This is a genomic window from Bhargavaea massiliensis (assembly GCF_050480245.1).
GTDB lineage: Bacteria > Bacillota > Bacilli > Bacillales > Anoxybacillaceae > Anoxybacillus.
The window spans coordinates 1-24,356 of sequence record NZ_JBCNEQ010000024.1 but is presented as its reverse complement, the minus strand read 5'-3'; the positions used below and the strand labels follow the sequence as shown (position 1 = coordinate 24,356).

The window sequence follows — 24,356 nt, the reverse complement described above, 5'->3', positions numbered from 1 at the left end:
CTTGCACGACAGAGGAACGGGCTGGAGAAGCACCCGAACGTGTCATGACATCTATAACGTAGGCTCTGTTTCAAGCCTTGGTCTGGTCAACATGGGGCTTACAAGCCCATGACTTTAGTCATTGGGTTGTTGACCAGCTAAGTTTACGACCACATCAATAGAAGGTAGTTGTTCATGAGGGGGTGCGTCATCCGTTAGCCATTGTACATGATGAATATACGGATCGTTCTCCCGTTTTTGTGCATTTCGCGTTAATATATACATATGATGGCCGTTTCGTGTAAAATATGACGTTAACGCCTTACCGACGAAACCGGTTCCTCCAGCAATCAAAATATTCATTATTTTCCCTCCTTTCCTTTATTATGCGTTGTTTAAGGAAAAAAAGAAAGAAAAGGTGTGTGCTATGATGTGGATTGAAAAAATTGAAGTGGACCGAAAAAATGATGAACGTTTTTACGTTCATTTTGTGAAAGAAGATGGAGAGAAACAAATCATGTCTGTTGATCAAGACGTATTGATTGAGTATCGCCTGAAAAAAGGAATGACGGTAACAGAAGAGCAATGGATGGAAATGATGAAAAAAGATGATGAAAAACAAGCGTATAAGATGGCGCTTCGTTTTTTAGCTTACCGTATGCGCTCGAAACAAGAAGTTGTTGACTATTTGAAAAAAAGGGACATAGATGTTCGGACGATTGAACAAGTGATTGCAAAGCTACAAAATGAGCGATACATTGATGATGAACAATTTGCACATGCGTACGTGCAAACGCAAGTAAATACGACAATGAAAGGACCTTATGTGATTTATAAAGAGCTAATGGATAAAGGGATAAGTGAAGATATGATCGCACAAGCGATGGAACGCTATACAGAGGATATGCAACGAGACAAAGCGATCAAGTGGATGGAAAAAATAAATAAGCAATCGAAAAAACGGTCGCATCAAGAACAAAAAGCATACATTGCACAACTGTTGCATATGAAAGGTTTTCCTTCACATATTGTTGAAATGGCAAAACAGCATGTGACTGCAGATGATGGAACGGAATGGGAAGCGCTCATATATTACGGGGAAAAAGCACATCGCCGTTACGAAAAATATGATCGTTACACGTACGAACAAAAAATGAAGCAGGCACTATACCGAAAAGGTTTTTCGCTTTCGTTAATTGAACAGTTTTTAGAAAAGAAAAAGGAGGACTAACCCCTCCTATTCCACAATAATTTCTGCTTGTCGTTTATATTCGTTTATAATTGTTTCTGCTACTTGTTTTGGTGAGCGAAGGCGGGAACGGTCTTGAATATGGCTAGAATCGTCCCAAAACGGTGTATTTATATTTATAACAATAAGGAAAACGTATACATAAGCAGTTGTCAAGATTAAACGTTGTTGCGAAAGCGTTTTCGGCCTAGTTCGTAAAAAAGGAGCGATTATACCGATGCTTTATTGTGTATCAACGGATGGAATATTTACCCTTATATCCATCTATGTATTTTAGGCTCACTTTATGATACGATGAACATGAAGTTGCCATAAAGTGGAGTGGGGAAAATGGGTCAAAAAAGATACGGTGAAATGAGTGAATGGGAATTAAAACAAGAGATCGCCACATTAACTGAAAAAGCACGAAAAGCAGAACAGATGGGCATGGTAAATGAATATGCGGTGTATGAGCGGAAAATTGCGATGGCAAAGGCGTATTTGCTCAATCCAAATGATTTTAAACCAGGAGAGTTTTATGAAATTGAAGGAGATCCGCAGTCGTTATTTAAACTTCAATATATGAACGGTGTATTTGCATGGGGCTATCGTTTGAACGATCCGAATACAGAAGTGGCGCTGCCTATTTCATTGTTAAAGAAAAGAGGTTGACACGAGCGTCAACCTCTTTTTCATCATGCTTTTCGCTTATTTACCTCAGAATGTAAAATCATTAAACTTTGTGATTGTTGTGTTTCACCGTTTACTTGGGCATGAGCGTGTTTCGGGTTTGCCCATGGTTTCAGGAAAGGATCGGAATAACGGTTATCATAAAATTCTTTGCGCCAATGTTTGCCCATTTTATTCCTCCTCGATATCGCCCCGTTTATTGGATGCATGCATTCGTTCTTGAGGGTGCGTATTGATCGTGCCGTTTGCACGTTTCGATGCATACTCTGCTTTTGCGCGTGGCTCACCTTCTAATTTTTCGTTGTTTTGGTTCGGAAAGCCTTGTTCTTTGTTTCTCAATGTTAGTCCCCCCAGACGTTCATCTCGTGCTTTTGAAGCACACGTATAGTATTCAGCAATAGACGGTGATTTATGAACACCGCCGTTTACTTTAGCCTGGAATAAGTTCTAGTTTTTTGCGCAATTTCTTCTCGCTAAAAATCCATCCTGTATAGGAGCTAACAATATTTAAGTCGCGATCAAGTTGCACGACTGCAACAAACGGATAATACTCTTTACTTCGGTAACGTAAATCAATAAAACGCACCTCGTAATGATCGTCATACTCATGAACTTCCCAACGATACACAGGTGAAAATGACAAAAAGGCGGCTAAATTTTCGTCTTGTTTTGCTTTTGCAATGACCGGGATGTTTGGAACAGGACATTTTTCAAAGATGTCGAGGACATCGATTGTTCCGTTTTGGGCGCGTGCAACGTAAAAATGAGTCGATGTCGCCACAGCTAAATGCCATTCATTCCATTTTATTGTTGGTACGGTAATGATTTGTTCGACATCCGAAAACATTTGTTTTAGTTTTCGTTTTATCGCTTGTTGTTGACGAAAGCGAATGATATAGTAACCAATGAGCACGACATATACAGCAAGAAATGTATATCCAGCATGGTGCCCGTTCAGCCATAGGACGACGCCAGCTAAGTGAATGATAAAAATGAACGGGTCGAATGTATTGATGATACCGAGGGCAATCCATTTCTTTGAGAAGGGACGTAACGCTTGCGTACCATACGAATTAAAAATGTCAACCAATACATGTACACTAACGGCAATCCATGTCCAAAGTGCCACGTGAAAAAAGGACGTGTCATACACATAAAAAAGAACGACGCTAATGAGCAGCGTCCAAACAAACAAGGCAGGAATAGAATGAGTGATGCCACGATGGTTGCGAATATATTTGGCGTTATTTTTTAATTTTAAAACAGTGTCCATATCAGGTGCTTGCGAGCCAACGAGCGTGCCGATGAGCACAGCCTGAGCAAGTGTCGGATCATGAGCGATTGTTGGATCTAACGTGGCTAATCCACCTAATGCAAACCCCATTAAGATGTGTGTACCAGTATCCAAATAAAAGGCCTCCTTTTTCCGATTGAACTTACTTTTAGTTTACCACCTTGGAGGAATGAACGTGAAAGAAAATTTACAACAAATATTGGCACATTTTCATATTGAGTTATTTCAGCACGATTTAATTCAGTGGTTTCAAGCGGAGAAACGTGATTTACCGTGGCGTAAAGAAAAAGATCCATACAAAATATGGGTATCAGAAGTCATGCTGCAACAAACGCGTGTCGATACGGTCATCCCTTACTTTTATCAGTTTATTGAAAAGTTCCCGACTTTAGACGCGTTAGCTGACGCAGAGGAAGAAGAAGTGTTAAAGGTATGGGAAGGGCTCGGATATTACTCCCGTATTCGCCATTTACATGCAGCTGTAAAAGAAGTAAAAGAAAAGTATGGTGGACGTGTGCCAGCGTCTAAGGAACAATTTTCTTCATTAAAGGGCGTTGGACCATATACAACTGGAGCGGTGTTAAGCATTGCTTACGATATTCCTGAGCCTGCGGTAGATGGAAATGTGATGCGAGTATTATCGCGTATTTTTTATATTACAGACGACATTGCGAAAGGAAGCACAAGAAAAAAGTTCGAACAAATTGTATCCCATATTATTTCACATACCAATCCGTCTGATTTTAATCAAGCGTTAATGGAACTTGGTGCACTCATATGTACGCCGAAAAATCCGAGTTGTTTATTATGCCCTGTTCAACGACATTGTCGTGCGTTTGCTGAAGGGGTAGAAAAGCAGCTGCCAGTAAAAACGAAAGCGAAAGCACCGAAGCATGTTGCCTTCCGTGCCATTGTGCTCGTCAATGAAGACGGAAACATATTAATTGAAAAACGACCAAGTAGCGGATTGCTTGCGAATTTATGGCAATTTCCAAATGACGAACATGCTCCGACATCGAACGAGCAGACATTTATAAGAGAAATAAGTGAACGATATCATGTTTTGATTCGTTCCATGGAACAACTCGGGACGTTTGAACACGTATTTTCACATGTCGTATGGCGTATCGAGGCATATAAAGGAAAGGCGCTGGAGCTGCAAATCGGAGATGAGACGAATAAATGGGTAACAGCCGATGAACTAAAACAGTATGCTTTTCCAGTCATATATCAAAAAATATGGCGAGCGTATGAGTAAAGGCATGCGCCTTTACTCATAAAATACGCGTGTTCCGTTCGTGTATGTTGCTTCGTTTCGCTGTAAACCGCCTCTTGCTTCAATTTCTTCAATAATTTCACGATGCATCGTTTGCCCTTCAGCGTTTAAATACGGGGTCACTTGTTGAAGGGCGTGATGAAAAAACGCTAACTCGCTATCTTTCCACTCCCGTTTTGAAATCATTTGCAAGTGTGTCAAATCGCGGCCAATATACATATTTTCACCTCTTTCATGTAGTTTGGAAAATGAAATAAAAATTATTCATACGGATATTTTTTAAGGAGATGACGCAAAGTAATAAGCGTGGAGGTGAGTATCATGAAACCAAACAAAACAGCAGCAGGAACAAACATTCAACATGTAAAACAACAAAATGCTGGTCAATACGGAACAGAGTTTTCTGCTGAAACAGATGTTCAACACGTTAAGCAACAAAACGCGAAATCAGAAGCAAAGAAAAACTAATAACGCGCAAAGGGCATCGGCTTTCGTCCGATGCCCTTTTTCTTCCTTGCTTATTAACGTTATAATAAAGAAAAAAAGCGTTGAATGAAAGTAGGGAAAATATATGAAATATCCACGAACAGGGGCGATCATTCAAATTCATAGTTATAAACATGATGGCCATATCCACCGAGCGTGGAAGGAAACAGTTGTGTTAAAAGGAAGCGAAGACGAAGTGATCGGTGGCAACGATCGTACACTTGTGACAGAAGCAGATGGGAGAACATGGGTGACGCGTGAGCCGGCCATTTGTTTTTTTTATGCAAAACATTGGTTTAACATTATTGCGATGATTCGTGCAGAAGGTGTGTATTACTATTGCAATATCAGCTCGCCTTACGTTTGGGATGGGGAAGCGCTCAAATATATTGATTATGATTTAGATATTAAAGTATTTCCAAACGGTCAGTATGAAATATTAGATCGCGATGAATATGAACGACATCGCAAACAAATGGACTATCCTGAAATTATTGATAAGATTTTAAAAAATAATATTCAAAAATTAATTCAATGGATTAAAGAAAAAAAGGGGCCGTTTGCTCCTGTAGTGGTCGAACATTGGTATAAAAAGTTTATTATGTATGGAGAGTAAAAGTAATACATACATGGATCAAAAACAACGGTTAGCTACTTGTCACCGTTGTTTTTTATTTTTTGCAAAGAATGATTAAATTTTTTGAATTTTTTTTATTGTATTTTTTTAATATTCATGTAATAATTTGAAGTAAAATTTATTTTAAAAATATGAATTTTATGTATATAAAAGGAGGGGCTTCCGTGGGAGATAAGGCAATTTTACGAGTCAAAAATTTAAAAACGTGCTTTTTCACAGACGAAGGGGAAGTTCCTGCGGTTGATGGAGTGGACTTTTACATAAATAAAGGTGAAATTTTAGGTATTGTTGGCGAATCGGGCTGTGGAAAGAGTGTGACATCCCTTTCTATTATGGGATTGTTGCCGAAAGGAATTGGGAAAATTACAGATGGAGGAATATGGTTTAAAGATGAAAATATTGTGCTAGCATCGGAAAAAAGGATGAAAGAAATACGTGGGAATGAAATTGCGATGATTTTCCAAGAGCCGATGACGTCATTAAACCCGCTTTTTACCATTGGTAATCAAATGATTGAAGCGATTCGCATTCATCAAAAAATAAGCAAGGCAGAAGCGCGGAAGCGAGCCATTGATATGTTGAAACTTGTTGGTTTACCTCGTGCCGAAGAGATGATTGATGAATATCCACATCAGCTATCTGGGGGCATGCGACAGCGCGTCATGATTGCGATGGCCATGGTATGTAACCCGTCTTTATTAATTGCCGACGAGCCAACGACCGCTTTAGATGTGACGATTCAGGCGCAAATTTTACATTTAATGAAGCAGTTAAACGAAAAATTCGGTACAGCAATTATGATGATTACGCACGACTTAGGCGTTGTCGCAGAGATGTGCCATCGCGTCGTTGTGATGTATGCGGGAAAAATTATTGAAGAAGGAGACGTTCAAACAATTTTTCGCCATCCAAAACATCCGTATACGATTGGACTTATTCGTTCCGTTCCAGATATTCGTGAACGAAAAGTGCGGTTATATTCCATTCCGGGAAGTGTGCCCAAACCGGGTTCTATTAAACACGGTTGTCGTTTTGCGGCAAGATGTGAACAAGCATTTGAACGATGTTTTTCACACACACCAGATTTATACGAAGTAGAACAAGGCCATCGTGCGCGTTGCTTTTTGTATGCAAAGGAGGAACATACCATTCATGAACGAACTGTTACTACAAGTTAAAGGACTAAAAAAATATTTTCCGATTACAGCAGGTTTGTTTAATAAACAAATCGGTCAAGTGAAAGCGGTTGATGACTTATCGTTCGTTGTTTACAAAGGGGAAACGTTAGGCATCGTCGGAGAGAGCGGCTGTGGAAAATCAACGACAGGACGAATGCTTTTGCGGCTCATTGAACCGACAGAAGGATCTATTGTATTTGAAAATGAAGAAGTGACGAAGCTATCACCGCAACAATTACGAAAAGTACGTCGCAATATGCAAATGATTTTTCAAGATCCGTTTGCATCGCTTAATCCGCGCCATACAGTCGAAAAAATTTTAGAAGAACCGCTCATTGTTCATGGGATCGGTTCAAAAGAAGAGCGACGAAAAAAAGTGCGTGAGATGTTAGAAGTCGTCGGATTAAGTAGCTATCATGCCAAACGTTATCCGCACCAATTTAGCGGAGGGCAGCGGCAACGCATTGGCATCGCTCGCGCATTGATGACGAAACCGAAGCTCATTATTGCGGATGAGCCTGTTTCAGCACTTGATGTGTCTATTCAAGCCCAAGTGCTGAACTTACTAGAAGACTTACAAAAAGAGTTTGGTTTGACATATATTTTTATCGCTCATGACCTTGGTGTTGTTCGCCATATTAGCGATCGCGTTGGCGTCATGTATTTAGGGCGGATGGTCGAGCTGGCTAACAGCGAGGATGTATACCGCAATCCGAAACACCCATACACCCAAGCATTGCTTGAAGCCGTTCCGATTCCAGATCCAGAATATAAAAAAGAAAAGCAACTGCTTAGCGGAGATTTACCAAGTCCATCGAATCCGCCAACCGGATGCGCTTTTCATACACGATGTCAAGCATGTATGGATATTTGTAAAACGACAAAGCCAGCATGGAAAGAAGTTGAACAAGGGCATTACGTCGCTTGCCATCTTTATACATAAAGATGGCTAAGCGATGAAATATATTACTCACTAAGGGGGAAAAGAAATGAAGAAAAAGTGGTTACTCACTCTGCTTACGTTTCTTCTTGTAGCAGCGACTGCGCTTGCAGGTTGCGGCAAGTCGGAACAAACAGGTGGAGAAAAAACAGAAGAAGCTGAAAAGCAAACGACACTCGTCTATGGACGCGGTGGCGACTCTGTTGGGTTAGACCCAGCGACAGTAACAGATGGTGAATCGTTTAAAGTCACGAAAAATATTTTTGACACATTGTTAGATTACAATGATGGCGACACGTCGATTCAACCAGCATTAGCAGAAAAATGGGAAGTTTCCCCAGATGGACTCACCTATACGTTTACGCTTCGTAAAGGTGTAAAGTTCCATGACGGAACAGATTTTAACGCGGAAGCTGTTGTATTTAACTTTGAGCGTTGGGCAAACGGCAATGCGGATACGTTCCCATACTACGGCTCCATGTTTGGTGGATACAAAAATGATGAAGGACATGTTATTAAAGAGGTAAAAGCGTTAGATGAGCATACTGTGCAGTTTGTTTTAAAACGTCCGCAAGCGCCATTCTTAAAAAATCTTGCGATGGTGCCGTTTGCGATTGCTAGCCCTGAAGCAATTAAAAAATATGGCGATAAATTTGGTGAAAATCCTGTTGGAACAGGCCCATTCGTCTTTAAAGAGTGGAAGCGCAATGAGCGCATCGTGCTTGAGAAAAATAAAGAATATTGGTTAGAAGGACATCCAAAACTTGATAAATTAATTTTCGTATCGATTCCAGATAACTCTGCTCGTTTAAATGCATTGTTAAAAGGCGAGATTGATATTATGGAAGATTTGAATCCTTCTGATTTAGCAAAAGTAGAAGGGAATAAAGATTTCCAAGTGTTTAAACGTCCTTCAATGAACGTCGGCTATGTCGGATTAACGGTTACACGCGGTCCGTTAGGCAATAAACTTGTTCGTCAAGCATTGAATCATGCTGTAGATAAACAGGCGATCATTGATGCGTTTTATGCGGGTCAAGCACAACCTGCGAAAAACCCATTGCCGCCAAGCATTCCTGGCTATAACGATGCGATTCAAGATTATCCGTATGACTTAGAAAAAGCGAAACAATTACTTGCAGAAGCTGGCTATCCAAACGGATTTGAAATGGAATTATGGGCTATGCCTGTTCCACGTCCATATATGCCAGATGGACAAAAAGTAGCGGAGGCATTGCAAGCAAGTTTTGCGAAAATTGGTGTGAAAGCAAAAATCGTAACGTATGAATGGGCAACATACTTAGATAAAGTAGCAAAAGGAGAAGCAGATGCGTTCTTGCTTGGTTGGATAGGTGATAACGGTGACGCTGACAACTTCTTGTATGCGCTACTTGATAAAGACAGCATCGGCAGCAACAACTACACGTACTATTCGAACGATGAATTGCACAACATTTTAATCGAGGCGCAAACAGTTAGCGATGAAAACAAACGTAACGAATTGTACAAAAAAGCGCAAGAAATTATTAAAGAAGACGCACCATGGATTCCACTTGCACACTCAACACCATTGTTAGCAGGTAAAGCAAACATTGAAGGATTTAATCCGCATCCGACAGGAACGGATAAATTTACAAAAGTACAGTTTAAATAACATTTGTGTTGAGGGAGGGGAGGGAATCCTCTCCCTTTCCATCATGTAAGAAAGGAGTGAAACGTATGTTTTCATATACGATCAAACGCATGTTAACAGTCATTCCCGTTTTGCTTGGCATGTCGCTCGTTGTGTTTTTTATGATTCGCGCCATTCCAGGAAATCCAGCTCAAGTCATTTTAGGACAAAAGGCAACGAAAGAAGCTGTTGAAGCATTAACGCATAAACTTGGATTAGATCAGCCATGGTACATTCAATATATCAAATATGTTGGCGGATTATTGAAAGGAGATTTAGGGGAATCGCTTCGTACAGGTGTGGCCGTCTCGCAAGAAATTTGGCCATATTTAGCGGCGACGTTAGAATTATCTCTTGCGGCAATGTTTATTGCTGTTGTCATCGGTGTAAATGCAGGTATTATTAGTGCATGGTTTCAAAACTCTTGGTTTGACTATGTGGCGATGGTCTTGGCTTTAGTTGGCGTTTCGATGCCTATTTTTTGGCTAGGGTTGATGGAACAATGGGTTTTTGCGATTAACTTAGATTGGTTTCCGACATCTGGACGTGAAGATGTTCGTAATCCAATTGACCCAATTACCCACTTATATGTGATTGACACGTTAATTCAAGGAAATACAGATCAGTTTGTTCAAACGTTGCAACATTTAGTACTTCCGAGCGTGGCTTTAGCAACGATCCCGATGGCAATTATTGCCCGCATGACCCGCTCGAGCATGCTTGAGGTTATGAAATCAGATTACATTCGCACAGCACGTGCGAAAGGATTAAGCATGTTTTGGGTGGTGTACAAGCATTCGTTAAAAAATGCAATTATTCCGGTGCTGACAGTCATCGGTTTGCAAATGGGATTGTTACTTGGTGGGGCAATTTTAACAGAAACGATTTTCAGTTGGCCGGGAATTGGTCGTTATATTTATGAAGCGATCGGCTATCGCGATTATCCTGTTATTCAATCTGGTATTTTAATTGTTGCGATGATTTTTATTTTCATTAACTTAATTGTTGACTTGTTATATGCTGCGATTGATCCACGCATTAAATATAACTAAAAAAGGAGGGAAGTGCGTTGGCTGAGTTAGCACGAAACGAAGCAAACATCGTACAAGAAGAACAAGCAACATCGTTATGGAAAGAAGGATGGGTTCGCTTTCGGAAAAATAAAATGGCCCTCGTCGGAAGTGGCATTGTGCTATTTTTCATTTTGCTTGCCGTTTTTGCTCCGTTTATCGCCCCGTACGATATGAACGATCAACAACTTTCGATGCGTTTACAAGCGCCGTCGAAAGAACATATATTTGGAACAGATGATTTCGGGCGAGATATTTTTTCCCGTGTCGTTTACGGGGCGCGCATTTCGTTATGGGTTGGATTTTTTTCTGTATTAGGCTCGGTTGTAATCGGCTCTTTGCTTGGAATTATTGCAGGATACTATGGGCGTTGGATCGATGCGGTCATTTCACGTATATTTGACATTATGCTTGCGTTTCCAAGTATTTTATTAGCAATCGGAATTGTTGCAGTTTTAGGACCGTCATTGAAAAATGCGCTCATTGCGATCGCAGTCATTAACATTCCAAACTTTGGTCGTCTGATCCGATCGCGTGTATTAAGCATTAAACAAGAAGAATACATTACTGCGGCAAAAGCGATTGGTATGAGCGATGCACGCATTTTATTTCATCACATTTTACCAAACAGTATGGCTCCGATCATTGTACAAGGGACGCTTGCGATTGCGACAGCGATCATTGAAGCAGCGGCTCTCGGGTTTCTCGGATTAGGTGCCCAACCGCCAAATCCTGAATGGGGGAAGATGCTAGCCGATTCAAAAGCGTATTTAACACAGGCACCGTGGACGATGATTTTTCCAGGATTAGCCATAATGTTAACGGTGTTAGGATTTAACTTAATGGGCGATGGATTGCGCGATGCGCTTGATCCGCGTATGAAAAGCTAAAAAGATGTCCCGAGGCATAAACGGGACATCTTTTTATTCTTGTTCAGGAGTAGGTACGACATGTTCTTCTTTATGATAATGATGGAAACTTTCGATCAGTGTGTCTAAATGTTCAAGTTGGTGACTATATTCAATAATCGCTCCGATTAGAGGAAATAGTTGATAATTTTCTTGTTCGACGCTTTGTTCAACATAATGGTTTAAAAACGAGCGAATTAATCCTTTTTTTCCAGAACACGCTTCCGTTGCAAATTGTGATTGTGGATCAGATTTTGCTTTCCCGATAAACTTCAACAATATTTGGTCGTGGTAATTTAATAAACAATCGAGTTCGTTTTTTATTGCATCTTGAAGTTCAGCAGGTGTATGCGACAGCTCGTTTTCTAAACGATGCAGTAGCTTTAACGTCTCTAAGGCGCGGTTTGTTGCAACAATCATTTGTCGATACAGGACAAGTTTGCGCGACTTACTATATTTATGTTTACGGAAATACGTTCGTTCTTCTTTATAAAGCAAATAAAGCTGATCAAGTTTCATCATGTTTTCTTTTAATTTTTCAATGTCTTCTTTTAGTAAATGATGCTCAGATGCATGGCGAATATTCATGCGAATCCATTTTAAAATTTGTTCTGTATATTCGACAATTTTCGTATATAGTTTTTTCTCGTATTTCGGTGGAAGGAAAACTAAATTCACGACAAACGCGGACAACACACCTAACATAATCGTAGAAAAGCGAATAAGCGCAAATTCAATAAAGTGTTCCCCCGTATATTCCATAATTGCGATGACCGTTACAAGCGCGACAGAAATGGAAGATTCTAAACGAAGACGAAGAAATAACGCAATAACTAAAATGGCAGTTAATCCGATAATAAACGGATCGTGTCCGAAAATAAGTGTAAAAACAATCGCAAAAACCGCACCGATGACATTTGCTTGCACTTGTTCAATTAAGGACAAGTATGAACGGTAAATGGTCGGTTGCATCGCAAATACAGCAGAAATGCCAGCAAATACAGGGGAAGGTAACTGCAACAATTTTGCTAAAACTAATGCAAATGTAATCGCAATCCCGGTTTTAAAGACGCGGGCTCCAAGTCTCATCGTCGCTCAAATTCCTTTCTTTTTTATCATCTTGTTAGAACAACAAAAAAATATACATGTTTTTTATCAGTATATCAAGAAAAAAGGAAAAAAATTAAAAGAACTGCCTCATTTTTTTGAAGCAGTTCTTTTTATGTTTATTCTGTTGACACCGATGGATCTGCTTGTTCTTTTTTCGGGATGACTTGGAAAAAGTGTTGTTCCGGTTGTTGCAACAACGGTTGAAGCGTTGCTGCTTCGTCGTGCTGTTCATGTTCAATAAGCAAATCAATATACGTGCTAAGCAGTTCTTTGACGTCCGCTTTTCCTTTTTCGTTAAGCGGTTGAATCGTGACGTTTGCTCCTTTGGCGATCCGACGTTCAAGAGCCGCTTTTGTTAAGCCCATTTCTGGCTGATGACGCAAATAAACGACACCGCCTGTCATTCCTGCACAAATCCATGGACCTGGGTCGCCGAGAACGAGCCCGCGTCCGTTTGTCATATATTCAAAGGCAAATCCTTTAATGTTGGCATTGACACCGATATTGCCGTGTTCAATTTCAGGAATTGGTTTTGTCACTTGACCACCGATAATCATATCTGCTCCTGATAAGCGAATGCCTGCGCGCGCATCGGCATTTCCTTGAACGATTAACAACCCTTTTTGCGCTCCGTAGCCAAATCCTTTTCCGACCGATCCGTTGTAAAACTTTCCGTCTTTTCCTTTTGCTTTAAAGATGAAAATGCCGCCACCAAGCGATGTTTTTCCGACGCCATCTTGTGCTCCGCCGTCGACGTGAATATGAATGCCGGTGACGTTATACGCACCAAGCCCATTGCCCGGTACAGAGCCGTCTTTATAGCGCAGAGAAATATTTGGCAGCCTTTTATACGATCCATCTAATCGACCACGTACACGATGGCATGCGACACGGCTACCAAGTACGCGCTGTTCAGCTGTGACAGTTGAAAATTCACGTGAACGGTGCAAATCTTCAACGTGGTAATCTAAATATTCAGCACCAGCAGCAACAGCGAGTTTTCCTTCTTCCGATGTCGCTGCAACTTCTTTTTGGTACCATTGCCCAATGTCTAACGGTTTTAGTAATGTTGTCAAGTCCATGCGATCTCGGCCACGCGTTTGCTCAAGTAAATCGGAGCGACCGACAAGTTGTTGTAAGTTTGTATAACCAAGCGATGCGGTGAGCGCTTTGAGTTCTTCACCAAACGCTGTAAAGAAACGAACTAAGTTTTGTACCGCTTGCTCAAATTGTCTTGGAACGAAGCGACGTAAACCGTGTTCTTTCGCTTGCGCTTCCGATTCAATTTGCGTGGCGATTCCGACATGGCACGTATCTAAATGGCACCCTCGGCATGTCGTACAACCGATTGCGATCATCGCTAACGTTCCGAAACCTACGCGATTCGCGCCGAGAAGCATCACTTTTATAACGTCCATAGCGCTTTTTATGCCACCATCTGCCCAAATTTCCACTTGGTGGCGCAATCCAGCTTCCAAGAGGGCATTATGTGCCGCCTTGACGCCAATTTCTACAGGCAAGCCGACATGTTGAATCGCGTGGATGCGCGCTGCTCCTGTGCCACCGTCAAAACCGCTTAACGTAATAATATCTGCCCCAGCTTTTGCGATGCCGACAGCAATCGTTCCAATATTAGGAACGATTGGTACTTTCACAGCTACTTTTGCTTGATCGTTTGCTGTTTTTAATTCAGCAATCATTTGGGCTAAGTCTTCAATCGAATAAATGTCATGGTTGTTTGACGGTGAAATTAAATCCGAGCCGATCGTTGCGTTTCGTGCTTCAGCAATTTTCGCTGTTACTTTCGAACCCGGTAAATGACCGCCTTCACCTGGTTTTGCGCCTTGCCCGATTTTAATTTCAAGTAAATTGGATGAATTGAGCAGTTCAGCATTAACGCCAAATCGTCCAGAGGCGATTTGTTGCCCGCGCGTGCGCGGATATTTACCGAGCATATCTTTAATTTCACCGCCTTCACCGTTTAAACTAACCATGTTGAGACGGTTGGCTGCCTCGGCATAAGCGCGAAAAGCAATTTCGTTTTGCGAACCGAATGACATGGAGGCGATGACAAACGGCAAGCTATGTTCACCGACAGAAATGTCGACATGTTCTTTTTTGGCTGGCACGTTCGCCTGTTTTAAGTCCGTTAAATGGCGAATGGCTGTCGGTGTTTCTGTTTCAATTTCTGTCAATTTTTCACGGTATTGATCGTATGAACCGGTTTGTGCCACTTCGCCAATCGCTTTCCAGATGCGTGGAAAGACGTGGAACGTTTTGCGCAACTTTGCTTGTTCGGTTTCAAAATCTTTTGCGCGTGCGATCGCGTCTAGTTTTAATGCTGCAAAATTTTGTGCAAGCGAATCTGAACCAAAAAAGTTAATAATATTTAATACAGCTGCGACTTCTTCGTGTAATCCGATAGACGAAAATAGACGGCTATACCCGCGCAATTCATGAATACCAATCGTTGAAATGACTTTTTCGAGCCCTTTATTTAATGCTTGGAACAAATGAATGGCTGGTCGAGTTGATGAATCAGCAACTGTCGCAAACATAAGATACGGGCTAATGACGTTTGCACCAAGTCCATAAGCAACGATGAAATCGTGCAGCGAACGAATTGCTCCCGAACGAAGAAGGAGCGAACAATTTCTTCGTAATTGCTCTTTTGTCAACGCTTGATCGATGGCTGATATAACAAGAAGTGGATCGATCCATAAATATCCGTTTTGATGCGCTTTCGCATCGTCAATGATTAGTAACGTTTTTCCATTTTCAACAGCTTCGCATGCTTCTTTGCTTAAACGGGTGAGTGCCATTGGAATCGTTTCGTGTTCAGAAAAAGTTGCTGATATAAAGTACGTTAATTGTTTTTCTTCAAATGTATGAACGAGCTGGTCGTATGACGGTTGTTGCAATGTTTCCGCACATTCATGTCCGAGTTTTCCTTCGATTAAAATAGGTGAAAGAAGTTCAACTGTGTACGGATGTTCTTCATTTGAGACGATACTTGGTCGCTTTCCGATTACGACGCGAGTAGAAAAATGTTCTGTTTCGCGGTCGCGGTCAATGGCAGGGTTTGTAACAACTGCAACACTTTCTTTTATGAAATCAGCAATATTTTTTCGTTCAGGATCGATCGCTGCCAACGGAGCATCGTGACCAAGTGAACGAATTGGCTCTGCCCCTTTTTCTGCCATTTGTTCAAGCAATTGAATATGTTCGCGATCCCAACCGAATGCAGCGTATTGCCCATTATGCACTTTTGTTGGTTGAGCAACGAGCACATACGGTTTTAGTGAAGGTGTTTGTAAACGATAGCGCATATTCTCAATATTTAATCGTTTTCGAATGCGATTGTATACTTCTTGTTGATAATCTGCGTATTCATAAACACGAATCGTTCCGTCCGCTTGCCATTTTAAGCCGATTTTTTCCCCTGGGGCGAGCGGTTTTGGTTCGCCTGTGTATTCGCACGTTGGAATAATGCCTGGCTCAGATGCGAATACGTAACGATGTTCTGTTTCAATTTTCCAAAGCGGACGTAATCCGAGTGCATCGACGCTAAATACCGCTTCATCAGCATGGCGCGAAATGATTCCGGCAGGACCTTGGGCAAAATGTCCCCAAGCTTCGCGAATGTAAGTATATAAATCTTGTAAATGATCTGGATAGTTTTTGATTTCGTTTACGATGGGAGGGAATAAAAAGTCCATCGCTTCAAATAGTGTATAACCATCTCGATAAATGAGCGTTTCCATCGTACGGCTTAAATCTTGCGAATCGCTTCCGCCGTTTGTCAATGGGACACCGATCATTGTTGCTTCTTCACGTAGTTTGGCAATCGTGTTAATTTCACCGTTATGACCTAGGACGCTGAACGGTTGAACGCGGAAAAAGTTTGATAATGTATTTGTTGAATAGCGATTATGGCCAAGTGTCATCGTAGATGCGACAAGCGGACTCGCTAAGTCATGATAATATTTTGGTAAAATATCACCAGCACCCATGACTTTATAAATCGCGTGATGATTGCTTAACGAAGCGACATGAATATGTTCATCTTTTTCGATCTCAATTGTTAATTCAAATAATGTTTGAGATAATGTTTTTTGTTGATGATTTGGTAAAAGAGCAACTTGCCAAAATACTGGTTCTTCGTGTAAAGCAATTGGACCGAGCGCTGAAGAAGATGTAACGTGGTCAGATTCAAAAATGAGCGTCAATTGGGACTGAGCAAATAATTGGCGCATACGTGCTTTTTTTTCTTCCACGTTCGTTGTTCGTGTAATAAATATATGGCCAACGATAAAATCGTCGCGGTCAACGAGTTGAGGATTAAGTTGGGCAACAGCCAATTTTTCTTTCCAAAGTGCTTTTGGAATGTCGATGTGGATGCCGACGCCATCTCCTTCTCCGTTGATAAATCCTGCGCGATGATTCATTGTGACGAGGGCGTTAATACATGTTGTAATGTTTTCTCTTGTCGGGATGCGTCGTTTTTCAACCGCAGCGACAATTCCACACGCGTCGTGCTCATGTTTGTAAAAATGTTGAAATGAAGCTGGATTCCACCGTTGGTTCATAGCATGCGGCTTGCAAGCGACTATCATTCGCTTCTCGCCTTCGCCACCTCCTACAAAAAACTTTTTTTAAAAAATAAAATTTTCTAAATTTTATAGTCTATATTAACACGACCATGACAGACAATCAATTATTTATTCATGTTTTTGGATATGATATTCAGTTTATGTAACAAAAAGTTCATGAAATTTGTAAGCGTTTTCATTTATTTTGAGCGTAAAAAACGAGGTGGAAACATATGTATCACCTCGTTATTTTGTATATTTATTCATTTTTTAAGGACTTAAATGCGCGGCCTACCGCTTCGATTGTATATTCAATGTCTTCTTCTGTATGGGCTAATGTAATGAACCATGCTTCATATTTCGAAGGAGCAAGATTAATCCCTTGATGAAGCATAAGCTTGAAAAATTTAGCAAACATTTCTCCATCTGTTCGTTCGGCTTGTTCGTAGTTTTCTACTTTTTCCGTCGTAAAGTATACGGTAAGTGCGCCTTTTAAACGGTTAATCGTTACAGGAATATCGTATGTGCTGGCGTATGTTAAAATTCCATCTTCTAACATCGCACCGAGCTGATCGAGGTGCTCGTACACGCCTTCTTGTTGCAATACTTCTAAACAAGCAATGCCCGCTAAGATGGAGGCTGGATTTCCTGCCATCGTTCCTGCTTGGTAAGCAGGGCCAAGCGGAGCTACTTGTTCCATAATCTCTTTCCTACCGCCGTATGCACCGATCGGTAAACCACCGCCGATAATTTTTCCGAGTGCAGTTAGGTCTGGTTCGATCCCGAGCAAGTTTTGGGCGCCGCCATACATAAAGCGGAAGGCAGTAATGACTTCATCATAAATGACAAGCGCTCCAGCCGCATGAGCGATATCATTTATCGCTTGTAAAAAGCCCGGTTTTGGTTCAACGATACCGAAGTTTCCGACAATTGGTTCAACAAGGACAGCAGCGACCTCGCTTCCCCAGCGATCCATCGCTTGTTTGAACGCATCTACGTCGTTAAACGGAACCGTAATGACTTCTTGCGCGATGCTTTTTGGTACGCCGGCTGAATCGGGTGTTCCTAATGTTGATGGGCCAGAACCAGCAGCAACAAGAACGAGATCGGAATGCCCATGATAGCAACCTGCAAATTTTATAATTTTATCGCGGCCTGTGTATGCGCGTGCAACACGAATAGTTGTCATAACAGCCTCTGTTCCTGAGTTAACGAAACGCACTTTCTCGAGAGAAGGGATCGCTTCTTTTAACATTTTAGCGAACGTAATTTCATACGGTGTTGGCGTCCCGTATAACACACCGTTCTCAGCTGCATGCTGAATTGCCCTTGTAATGTGTGGATGGGCATGCCCGGTAATAATCGGTCCGTAAGCTGCTAAATAGTCGATATATTTGTTGCCGTCTACATCCCAAAAATATGCCCCTTGTGCTCTCTCCATAACGACAGGCGCACCGCCTCCAACAGCTTTATATGAACGAGAAGGGCTGTTTACACCGCCGACAATATGTTCAAGCGCTTCTTGATATAGTTGTTCAGACTTCGTAAAATTCATGCGAAGCCTCCTCCTTTTATGCAAAATTTCTTTCATGGTGTTCATTTTATCACATTTATTTGAGTACACCATTTGTTGAGTTTAAACATTTTCGTTACACTATTGAATAGTGATTTCATGAGAGGTGAGAAACATGTATGCAATTGAAGTAGAAAAACTACGCAAAGAATTTAAATCGTACTCTAGTCGCTCAGGTTTAGCTGGCGCGTTTCGTGATTTGTTCACGAGAAACTATAAAGTGATTCGGGCTGTCGATGATATTTCGTTTACGGTTAAGCAAGGGGAAATGGTTGGCTACATCGGCGAAAATGGGGCAGGTAAATCAACGACAATAAAAATGTTAACAGGAATTTTAACGCCGACATCTGGACGAGTCGTTGTGAATGGGATGAATCCGCATAAAGAGCGGGAACGTTTCGTGCAGACGATCGGCGTTGTATTTGGACAGCGATCACAACTATGGTGGGACATTGCAGTGCAAGAGTCGTTTCGGTTGTTGAAAAAAGTGTATCGCGTCTCTGATCAAGCTTATAACGAACATATGGATCATGTCATTGAAACGTTAGATATCGGTCCTTTACTTGATAAACCTGTACGCAAGCTATCGCTTGGACAGTGTATGCGTTGTGAGCTAGCCGCTGCACTCATTCATAATCCGCCGCTTTTATTTTTAGACGAACCAACGATCGGTTTAGATGTGCTTGTGAAGCTAAAAATTCGTCAGTTTTTAAAAGAAATTAATGAAAAGTACAACACGACGATTTTATTAACGACACACGATATGACAGATATCGAAGCGCTTTGTGAGCGCGTCATTATGCTTGATGAGGGAAAAATCATTTATGACGGTTCATTGCAACATTTAAAGCAAAATTGGGGAGAAGGGAAACAAATTCACTTTCAATTTCGCGATATTGTTTCAAAAGAACAGCTTATGTCGCTTGCTGATGCAAACTGGGAGCAAGGAGAAGATCGATATAGTTGGATTGCGCATGTTGGCGCAACCGATATGGCGCATGTCATTGGAAAGATCGTTTCTTCCTATGAGCTGAAAGATATTCACATTCGTGAAGTATCGACGGAAGAAATCATTCGCAACATTTATGAAGAAGGGATTCATCATGGGTAAATATATTGAAATGATTCGTATGCGTTTTTTAATGATGCTAGCTTATCGAACGAATTATTATAGCGGCATTTTTATTTATAGCATTAATATCGGCGCGTATTATTTTCTATGGTCTGCCATTTATGAAGGGCAGTCGTCTATTCAAGGAATGACAGTTGATCAAATGACGACATATGTCGCCATCGCTTGGATGGCAAGAGCGTTTTATTTTAATAATATTGATCGCGAAATTGCGATGGAAATTCGTGAAGGGAAAGTAGCGATTGAACTTATTCGGCCATACAACTATTTAATTATGAAAACGATGCAAGGGCTTGGAGAAGGTATTTTCCGTTTCATTTTCTTTTCTCTTCCGGGAATGGTCATTGTCACATTCGTTTTTTCGCTTCACTTTACAACGAATGTCCAAACATGGAGTTATTTTGCTCTTTCGACAGTGCTCAGCTTTATTATTAACTCCCAAATCAATTTACTAGCAGGCATGGTGACGTTTTTTACATTAAATGGTGAGGGATTGCTTCGTGCAAAACGATTTATTATTGATTTATTTTCAGGGCTCATTTTACCGATTAGTTTTTATCCAGAATGGGCGCAAAGTGTGATGCACTATTTGCCTTTTCAAGCGATTAGCTACATTCCAAGTATGATTTTTACGGAAAGCTTCACAGGGGATGAAGCGATCAAAGGAATGATGTTTCAAGCTGTTTGGTGCGTCGTATTGATCGGTCCGATTTATTTATTATGGAAAGCAGCTAAACGGAAACTCATCATTCAAGGGGGGTGAACATATGTTTTATATGTCTATTTTTCTTCAGTATATGAGTCAATATATAAAAACAAAGTTGCAATATCGTACCGATTTGTTCGTGGAGTTTTTATCTGATTTGATGTTTCAAGGAGTCAATTTAATCTTTATTCTTGTTGTATTTGGACATACACAATTTTTAAACGGATGGACGCGCGATGAAATTATTTTTATTTACGGTTTCTTTTTAGTTCCGTTCGCCTTGTTCGCCTCATTTTTTAACATTTGGGATTTTAACGAACGATACATTGTACGAGGAGAAATGGATCGCGTATTAACCCGTCCTGTGCATAGTTTATTTCAAATTGTGCTTGAACGTATGGAGCTAGAGTCGCTTCTTGGAGGAATTACCGGCTTAATCGTTATGGGTTATGCTGCATCGCGGTTACATTTAACGTTTCATTGGTATGATGTGATTTTATTTGTTCTTTTTGTGCTAGGAGGCACATTTGTTTACGCTGGAATTTTTATTTCACTAGCAAGCATTAGCTTCTGGTCTGATGCACGTAGTTCGATTATGCCAATGATGTACAATATCGGAAACTATGGAAGATACCCCGTTGATATTTACAATCGTGTCATCCGCTACATTTTGACGTGGATTTTGCCGTTTGCATTCGTTGGTGTATATCCAGCGGCGTACTTCTTGCGGAAAACGGAATGGTACACGTATTCATTTTTGACACCAGTGATGGGGGTTGTATGTTTTACTTTATCGGTGCTGTTATGGAACGCGGGGGTAAAACGATATCGAGGTGCTGGGAATTAAATTAAACATCCCCTCGTATATATGAGGACAGGAGGGGATATTGTGACGTATGTATTTATTGGCATCATTGCTTTTACTATATATATGAGCGTTCGTTCCTTTTGGCAAGCGAAACGCTTAGCCATTTCAGTAGAAAACTTTATCGCTATTTTATTTGTTTATTTAACGACGATGATCGGCTTTGCGCTTGTTTATACAATTTTGCATATTAATGGACATGTTGTTATTATGGAAAATGGGAAGAATATAGAGGATTCTCATTTTTGGCAATATGTCGAAACGAGCTTATATTTTAGTGCAGCCACATTGCTTTCTGTTGGTTATGGGGATGTTGTACCGATTGGAATCGGGCGATGGATTGCGATGATTGAAGTACTGTTCGGCTATGCGTTGCCAGCTGCTTTTGTTGTTCGGACAGTGATGGACGCAGAAAGAAAGTAGGAGGAGAAAAAATGAAAGCACCCGATTTTACATTGCCAGCAAGCAACGGAGAACACGTTACATTGTCGCAATTTCGTGGGAAGTATGTCGTTTTATATTTTTATCCGAAAGATATGACACCAGGGTGTACGACGGAAGCTTGTGGGTTTCGTGATCATTACGAAGCGTTCAACGAGCTTGGGGCCGTTGTCATTGGGATTAGTTCGGATTCACTTGAGCGACATAACAAGTTCATCGAAAAACATAGCTTGCCGTTTTTACTTCTTTCTGATGAAAAACAAGACGTAGCAAAAGCGTATAATGTGTGGAAGTTAAAGAAAAACTTTGGTAAAGAGTACATGGGGATTGAGCGTTCCACGTTTTTAATTGACCCAAACGGTCACATTGTCAAAGAGTGGAGAAAAGTGAAAGTAAATGGGCATGTTGAAGAGGTGCTAGACGCTTTAAAACAGGCGATTGGCTCAAACAAATAAAGAGATCGTTGCGTACGATATAGTAGAGCACACACCTCCTCAAACATGTACGTGGCGATTCTTCTGGGATCGCCTTTTTTTCCTAAAAATACAATTGACAAACGGTTTTGTTTTTTTGTACACTATTTATAAAAATTATAAAATAATAATTATAATTTTTATAAATGAAAGTGAGGTACATGACGGTGACGCACGTACATCATCAATTAAAAGAAGCGCTTAACACGTTGAAAGAAACCGGCGTCCGTATTACACCGCAACGTCATGCGATACTCGAATATTTGATTCAGTCTATGTCCCATCCAACAGCGGATGAAATTTATAAGGCTTTGGAAGGAAAGTTTCCAAATATGAGTGTCGCAACTGTGTATAACAATTTGCGTGTGTTTAAAGAAGTCGGTCTCGTCAAAGAATTAACGTATGGTGATGCGTCAAGTCGCTTTGATTTCGTTACGACACATCATTATCACGTCATCTGTGAAACGTGCGGAAAAATTGTTGATTTCCATTACCCAGGTTTAGATGAAGTAGAAGATTTAACGGCACATGTGACAGGGTTTAAAGTAAGTCACCACCGCATGGAGATTTACGGAACGTGTCCAGACTGTCAAAAAGGGCATCATTAAAAAAAAGCTGGTAGCCACATGCTATCAGCTTTTTGTTTTTCGATTGTACCTTTCGTCAAACTCTTTTCCTTCGAGCGTTGGATCGAGCGTAAGCGGTTCGTTACAGTACATGCATACATCAACTCGTCCAAGCATTTTTGTTACTTTATTGCATGAAGGGCAAACGACTTGTACAGTTTTTGTTGACAACATACCAATCCAAAAATAAACGACTGTACTTGCGATAATAAAAAGTAACCCTAAAATCATAAATAACGTCATGACAATTGGTGAAGTTCGGAAAAATATTCCTGCATACATAACGAAAAATCCGATAAAAATTAAACTTAACGCAAACGTACGAATTTTGTTGATTTTGCTTGAATATTTTACACCCACATTATCTCCTCCTATGCATAACTATATCATAAGTTTTGGATGATAAGCAGGAGTTTTTTTAAAATTGTCGAATACGGTCAAACAATGTTGAAAAGTGGAGGAATCGGTTATGGATGATTTATTGCGCCCGATTTACCAAGAACGAGCTAGCCAGCCGCATACGCTTGGAATTTTAATGATTGAAAAAGGATCGGATTATTCTCCGGAGACGGATTTATTTGATGTCATTTTATTTGTGATTGCTCGTGAGGCTGAGGAACCCGTTTTTATTAAACATTATACATTTGAAGAAAAAAGCGCTTCATTGCACATTGTAGATGAGAGTCGAGTAAAAGAATGGGTATTGCTTGGCTCAAATCGAAAAGTGATGAATTGGTTGTTGAATGGAAAAATTTTATTTGATCGAAATGAATATATTGAGCAGTGGCGACAACGTCTTTTGGGGTTTCCGACAGGCGAAAGAAAAGTGAAGATGGGAATTGAGTTTGCTAAACTAGTACGCCGATATATCGAAGGGCGGAGCTTTTTTGAAAAAGATCAATGGCTTGACGCATACAATCACGTACTACATGCCCTTCATCACTTAGCGCGTCTATCTATTATCGAAAATGGTTTTTATCCCGAAGTGACCGTATGGAATCAAGTGAAACATATTGAACCGCAAATTTATAAACTATACGCTGAGCTCGTTGGAGGTGAAGAACCTCTCGATAAGCGATTGCAATTATTATTTTTAGCAAGTGATTTTTTTATCCACTCAAAACTCAAACAAGGAGCGAGTCACTTGCTTGATGTGCTTGAAAGAAAAGAAACATCTTGGTCTATGGCTGAATTGCTAAATGAAAAAGATTTAGCAGTATATGGGGTCGATTTAGCGATTTTGCTTGAATTTCTAGTTGAAAAACATGTGCTTGCTATTGAAAAAATTGCAACGAAAGGGCAAGGAGTATTTCATAGACATTACACGGTTGAAAAAAAATAAAGAAAAGGTGTTGACGTTTAAAAGTGTTCGTGATATATTTTTAATCGTCGCTGCTGAGACGTGGCAGCGGTTAAAAATGAAACTTGTTGTTGACATCGGATTTATGATGTGATAATATGAAAAGGTCGCTCAAAGAGC

General features: G+C 40.6%; 27 protein-coding genes. 18 read left to right on the top strand and 9 right to left on the bottom strand.

Annotation, left to right across the window (positions count from 1 at the left end):
• Positions 1-114 precede the first annotated feature (114 nt).
• Complete coding sequence (locus tag ABEV15_RS06360) at positions 115-342, bottom strand: NAD-dependent epimerase/dehydratase family protein (protein ID WP_498852700.1); 228 nt, start codon at positions 340-342, stop codon at positions 115-117.
• Positions 343-409: 67 nt separating this feature from the next.
• Here ABEV15_RS06360 and recX point away from each other — a divergent pair, with 67 nt between their 5' ends.
• Together recX and ABEV15_RS06350 are read left to right on the top strand one after the other, a co-directional pair.
• Complete coding sequence (gene recX / locus ABEV15_RS06355) at positions 410-1,210, top strand: recombination regulator RecX (protein WP_498852699.1); 801 nt, start codon at positions 410-412, stop codon at positions 1,208-1,210.
• Between the two features lie 348 nt (positions 1,211-1,558).
• On the top strand, positions 1,559-1,879 hold the full coding sequence (locus ABEV15_RS06350; protein ID WP_194947818.1) for a YfhH family protein: 321 nt from the start codon (positions 1,559-1,561) through the stop codon (positions 1,877-1,879).
• Between the two features lie 23 nt (positions 1,880-1,902).
• Here the strand turns inward: ABEV15_RS06350 and ABEV15_RS06345 are convergent, their stop codons facing one another.
• The 3 genes from ABEV15_RS06345 to ABEV15_RS06335 all read right to left on the bottom strand — a co-directional run bounded on the left by ABEV15_RS06345 (position 1,903) and on the right by ABEV15_RS06335 (position 3,305).
• Positions 1,903-2,067 (bottom strand): YpzG family protein, encoded by a 165-nt coding sequence (locus ABEV15_RS06345; RefSeq protein ID WP_192948701.1) that lies wholly within the window; start codon positions 2,065-2,067, stop codon positions 1,903-1,905.
• Position 2,068: 1 nt separating this feature from the next.
• Entirely contained in the window at positions 2,069-2,236 is a 168-nt protein-coding gene (locus ABEV15_RS06340; RefSeq protein ID WP_192948702.1) for a small, acid-soluble spore protein K, read from the bottom strand.
• Positions 2,237-2,327: 91 nt separating this feature from the next.
• Complete coding sequence (locus ABEV15_RS06335; protein ID WP_429633043.1) at positions 2,328-3,305, bottom strand: metal-dependent hydrolase; 978 nt, start codon at positions 3,303-3,305, stop codon at positions 2,328-2,330.
• Positions 3,306-3,360: 55 nt separating this feature from the next.
• Between ABEV15_RS06335 and mutY the strand changes: the two genes are divergently transcribed.
• Positions 3,361-4,449: an A/G-specific adenine glycosylase gene (gene mutY / locus ABEV15_RS06330; protein ID WP_498852698.1), complete on the top strand. Its 1,089-nt coding sequence runs from the start codon at positions 3,361-3,363 to the stop codon at positions 4,447-4,449.
• A gap of 12 nt (positions 4,450-4,461) precedes the next feature.
• Here mutY and yfhS read toward each other — a convergent pair whose 3' ends face one another.
• Positions 4,462-4,686: a mother cell protein YfhS gene (gene yfhS, locus ABEV15_RS06325; RefSeq protein ID WP_429633047.1), complete on the bottom strand. Its 225-nt coding sequence runs from the start codon at positions 4,684-4,686 to the stop codon at positions 4,462-4,464.
• Between the two features lie 102 nt (positions 4,687-4,788).
• On the opposite strand from yfhS, the gene ABEV15_RS06320 reads away from it, so the two are divergent.
• From ABEV15_RS06320 to nikC, 7 genes are all read left to right on the top strand, one after another.
• Complete coding sequence (locus ABEV15_RS06320) at positions 4,789-4,935, top strand: gamma-type small acid-soluble spore protein (RefSeq protein ID WP_429635258.1); 147 nt, start codon at positions 4,789-4,791, stop codon at positions 4,933-4,935.
• A gap of 103 nt (positions 4,936-5,038) precedes the next feature.
• Positions 5,039-5,569 (top strand): nucleoside tri-diphosphate phosphatase, encoded by a 531-nt coding sequence (ntdP, locus tag ABEV15_RS06315; RefSeq protein WP_498852697.1) that lies wholly within the window; start codon positions 5,039-5,041, stop codon positions 5,567-5,569.
• 185 nt (positions 5,570-5,754) lie between these two features.
• A complete protein-coding gene (locus ABEV15_RS06310) occupies positions 5,755-6,768 on the top strand; it encodes an ABC transporter ATP-binding protein (protein WP_498852696.1) in 1,014 nt (337 codons plus the stop codon).
• Positions 6,743-7,711 (top strand): ABC transporter ATP-binding protein, encoded by a 969-nt coding sequence (locus ABEV15_RS06305; RefSeq protein ID WP_498725936.1) that lies wholly within the window; start codon positions 6,743-6,745, stop codon positions 7,709-7,711. Before ABEV15_RS06310 ends, ABEV15_RS06305 begins: the two co-directional genes overlap by 26 nt.
• A 46-nt stretch (positions 7,712-7,757) precedes the next feature.
• Complete coding sequence (locus ABEV15_RS06300; protein ID WP_498852695.1) at positions 7,758-9,362, top strand: ABC transporter substrate-binding protein; 1,605 nt, start codon at positions 7,758-7,760, stop codon at positions 9,360-9,362.
• Between the two features lie 65 nt (positions 9,363-9,427).
• Positions 9,428-10,432 (top strand): ABC transporter permease, encoded by a 1,005-nt coding sequence (locus ABEV15_RS06295; RefSeq protein ID WP_498852694.1) that lies wholly within the window; start codon positions 9,428-9,430, stop codon positions 10,430-10,432.
• Between the two features lie 17 nt (positions 10,433-10,449).
• On the top strand, positions 10,450-11,340 hold the full coding sequence (nikC, locus tag ABEV15_RS06290) for a nickel transporter permease (RefSeq protein ID WP_498852693.1): 891 nt from the start codon (positions 10,450-10,452) through the stop codon (positions 11,338-11,340).
• 33 nt (positions 11,341-11,373) lie between these two features.
• Here the strand turns inward: nikC and ABEV15_RS06285 are convergent, their stop codons facing one another.
• The 3 genes from ABEV15_RS06285 to ABEV15_RS06275 form a co-directional block, all read right to left on the bottom strand.
• Positions 11,374-12,447 carry an FUSC family protein gene (locus tag ABEV15_RS06285; RefSeq protein ID WP_498852692.1) on the bottom strand — a complete coding sequence of 358 codons (1,074 nt, stop codon included), beginning with the start codon at positions 12,445-12,447 and terminating at the stop codon, positions 11,374-11,376.
• 137 nt (positions 12,448-12,584) lie between these two features.
• Positions 12,585-17,057 (bottom strand): glutamate synthase-related protein, encoded by a 4,473-nt coding sequence (locus tag ABEV15_RS06280; protein WP_498852691.1) that lies wholly within the window; start codon positions 17,055-17,057, stop codon positions 12,585-12,587.
• Positions 17,058-17,319: 262 nt separating this feature from the next.
• Positions 17,320-18,615 (bottom strand): glutamate-1-semialdehyde 2,1-aminomutase, encoded by a 1,296-nt coding sequence (locus ABEV15_RS06275; protein ID WP_498852690.1) that lies wholly within the window; start codon positions 18,613-18,615, stop codon positions 17,320-17,322.
• A gap of 133 nt (positions 18,616-18,748) precedes the next feature.
• Between ABEV15_RS06275 and ABEV15_RS06270 the strand changes: the two genes are divergently transcribed.
• From ABEV15_RS06270 to perR, 6 genes are all read left to right on the top strand, one after another.
• Entirely contained in the window at positions 18,749-19,744 is a 996-nt protein-coding gene (locus ABEV15_RS06270; RefSeq protein WP_498852689.1) for an ABC transporter ATP-binding protein, read from the top strand.
• Positions 19,737-20,528 (top strand): ABC transporter permease, encoded by a 792-nt coding sequence (locus ABEV15_RS06265; RefSeq protein WP_498852688.1) that lies wholly within the window; start codon positions 19,737-19,739, stop codon positions 20,526-20,528. Before ABEV15_RS06270 ends, ABEV15_RS06265 begins: the two co-directional genes overlap by 8 nt.
• 4 nt (positions 20,529-20,532) lie before the next feature.
• Complete coding sequence (locus ABEV15_RS06260; RefSeq protein WP_429633060.1) at positions 20,533-21,318, top strand: ABC transporter permease; 786 nt, start codon at positions 20,533-20,535, stop codon at positions 21,316-21,318.
• A gap of 42 nt (positions 21,319-21,360) precedes the next feature.
• A complete protein-coding gene (locus ABEV15_RS06255) occupies positions 21,361-21,759 on the top strand; it encodes an ion channel (RefSeq protein ID WP_498852687.1) in 399 nt (132 codons plus the stop codon).
• Positions 21,760-21,770: 11 nt separating this feature from the next.
• Positions 21,771-22,232, top strand: a complete 462-nt coding sequence (gene bcp, locus ABEV15_RS06250; RefSeq protein WP_498852686.1) for a thioredoxin-dependent thiol peroxidase — start codon at positions 21,771-21,773, stop codon at positions 22,230-22,232.
• 179 nt (positions 22,233-22,411) lie between these two features.
• Positions 22,412-22,858, top strand: a complete 447-nt coding sequence (gene perR / locus ABEV15_RS06245) for a peroxide-responsive transcriptional repressor PerR (protein WP_429633075.1) — start codon at positions 22,412-22,414, stop codon at positions 22,856-22,858.
• A gap of 24 nt (positions 22,859-22,882) precedes the next feature.
• Here the strand turns inward: perR and ABEV15_RS06240 are convergent, their stop codons facing one another.
• Positions 22,883-23,236, bottom strand: a complete 354-nt coding sequence (locus ABEV15_RS06240; protein ID WP_498852685.1) for a YgzB family protein — start codon at positions 23,234-23,236, stop codon at positions 22,883-22,885.
• Between the two features lie 109 nt (positions 23,237-23,345).
• On the opposite strand from ABEV15_RS06240, the gene ABEV15_RS06235 reads away from it, so the two are divergent.
• Positions 23,346-24,218, top strand: a complete 873-nt coding sequence (locus ABEV15_RS06235) for a nucleotidyltransferase-like protein (RefSeq protein ID WP_498852684.1) — start codon at positions 23,346-23,348, stop codon at positions 24,216-24,218.
• Positions 24,205-24,330 (top strand): hypothetical protein, encoded by a 126-nt coding sequence (locus ABEV15_RS06230; protein ID WP_429633071.1) that lies wholly within the window; start codon positions 24,205-24,207, stop codon positions 24,328-24,330. Before ABEV15_RS06235 ends, ABEV15_RS06230 begins: the two co-directional genes overlap by 14 nt.
• The last annotated feature ends 26 nt before the right edge of the window (positions 24,331-24,356 follow it).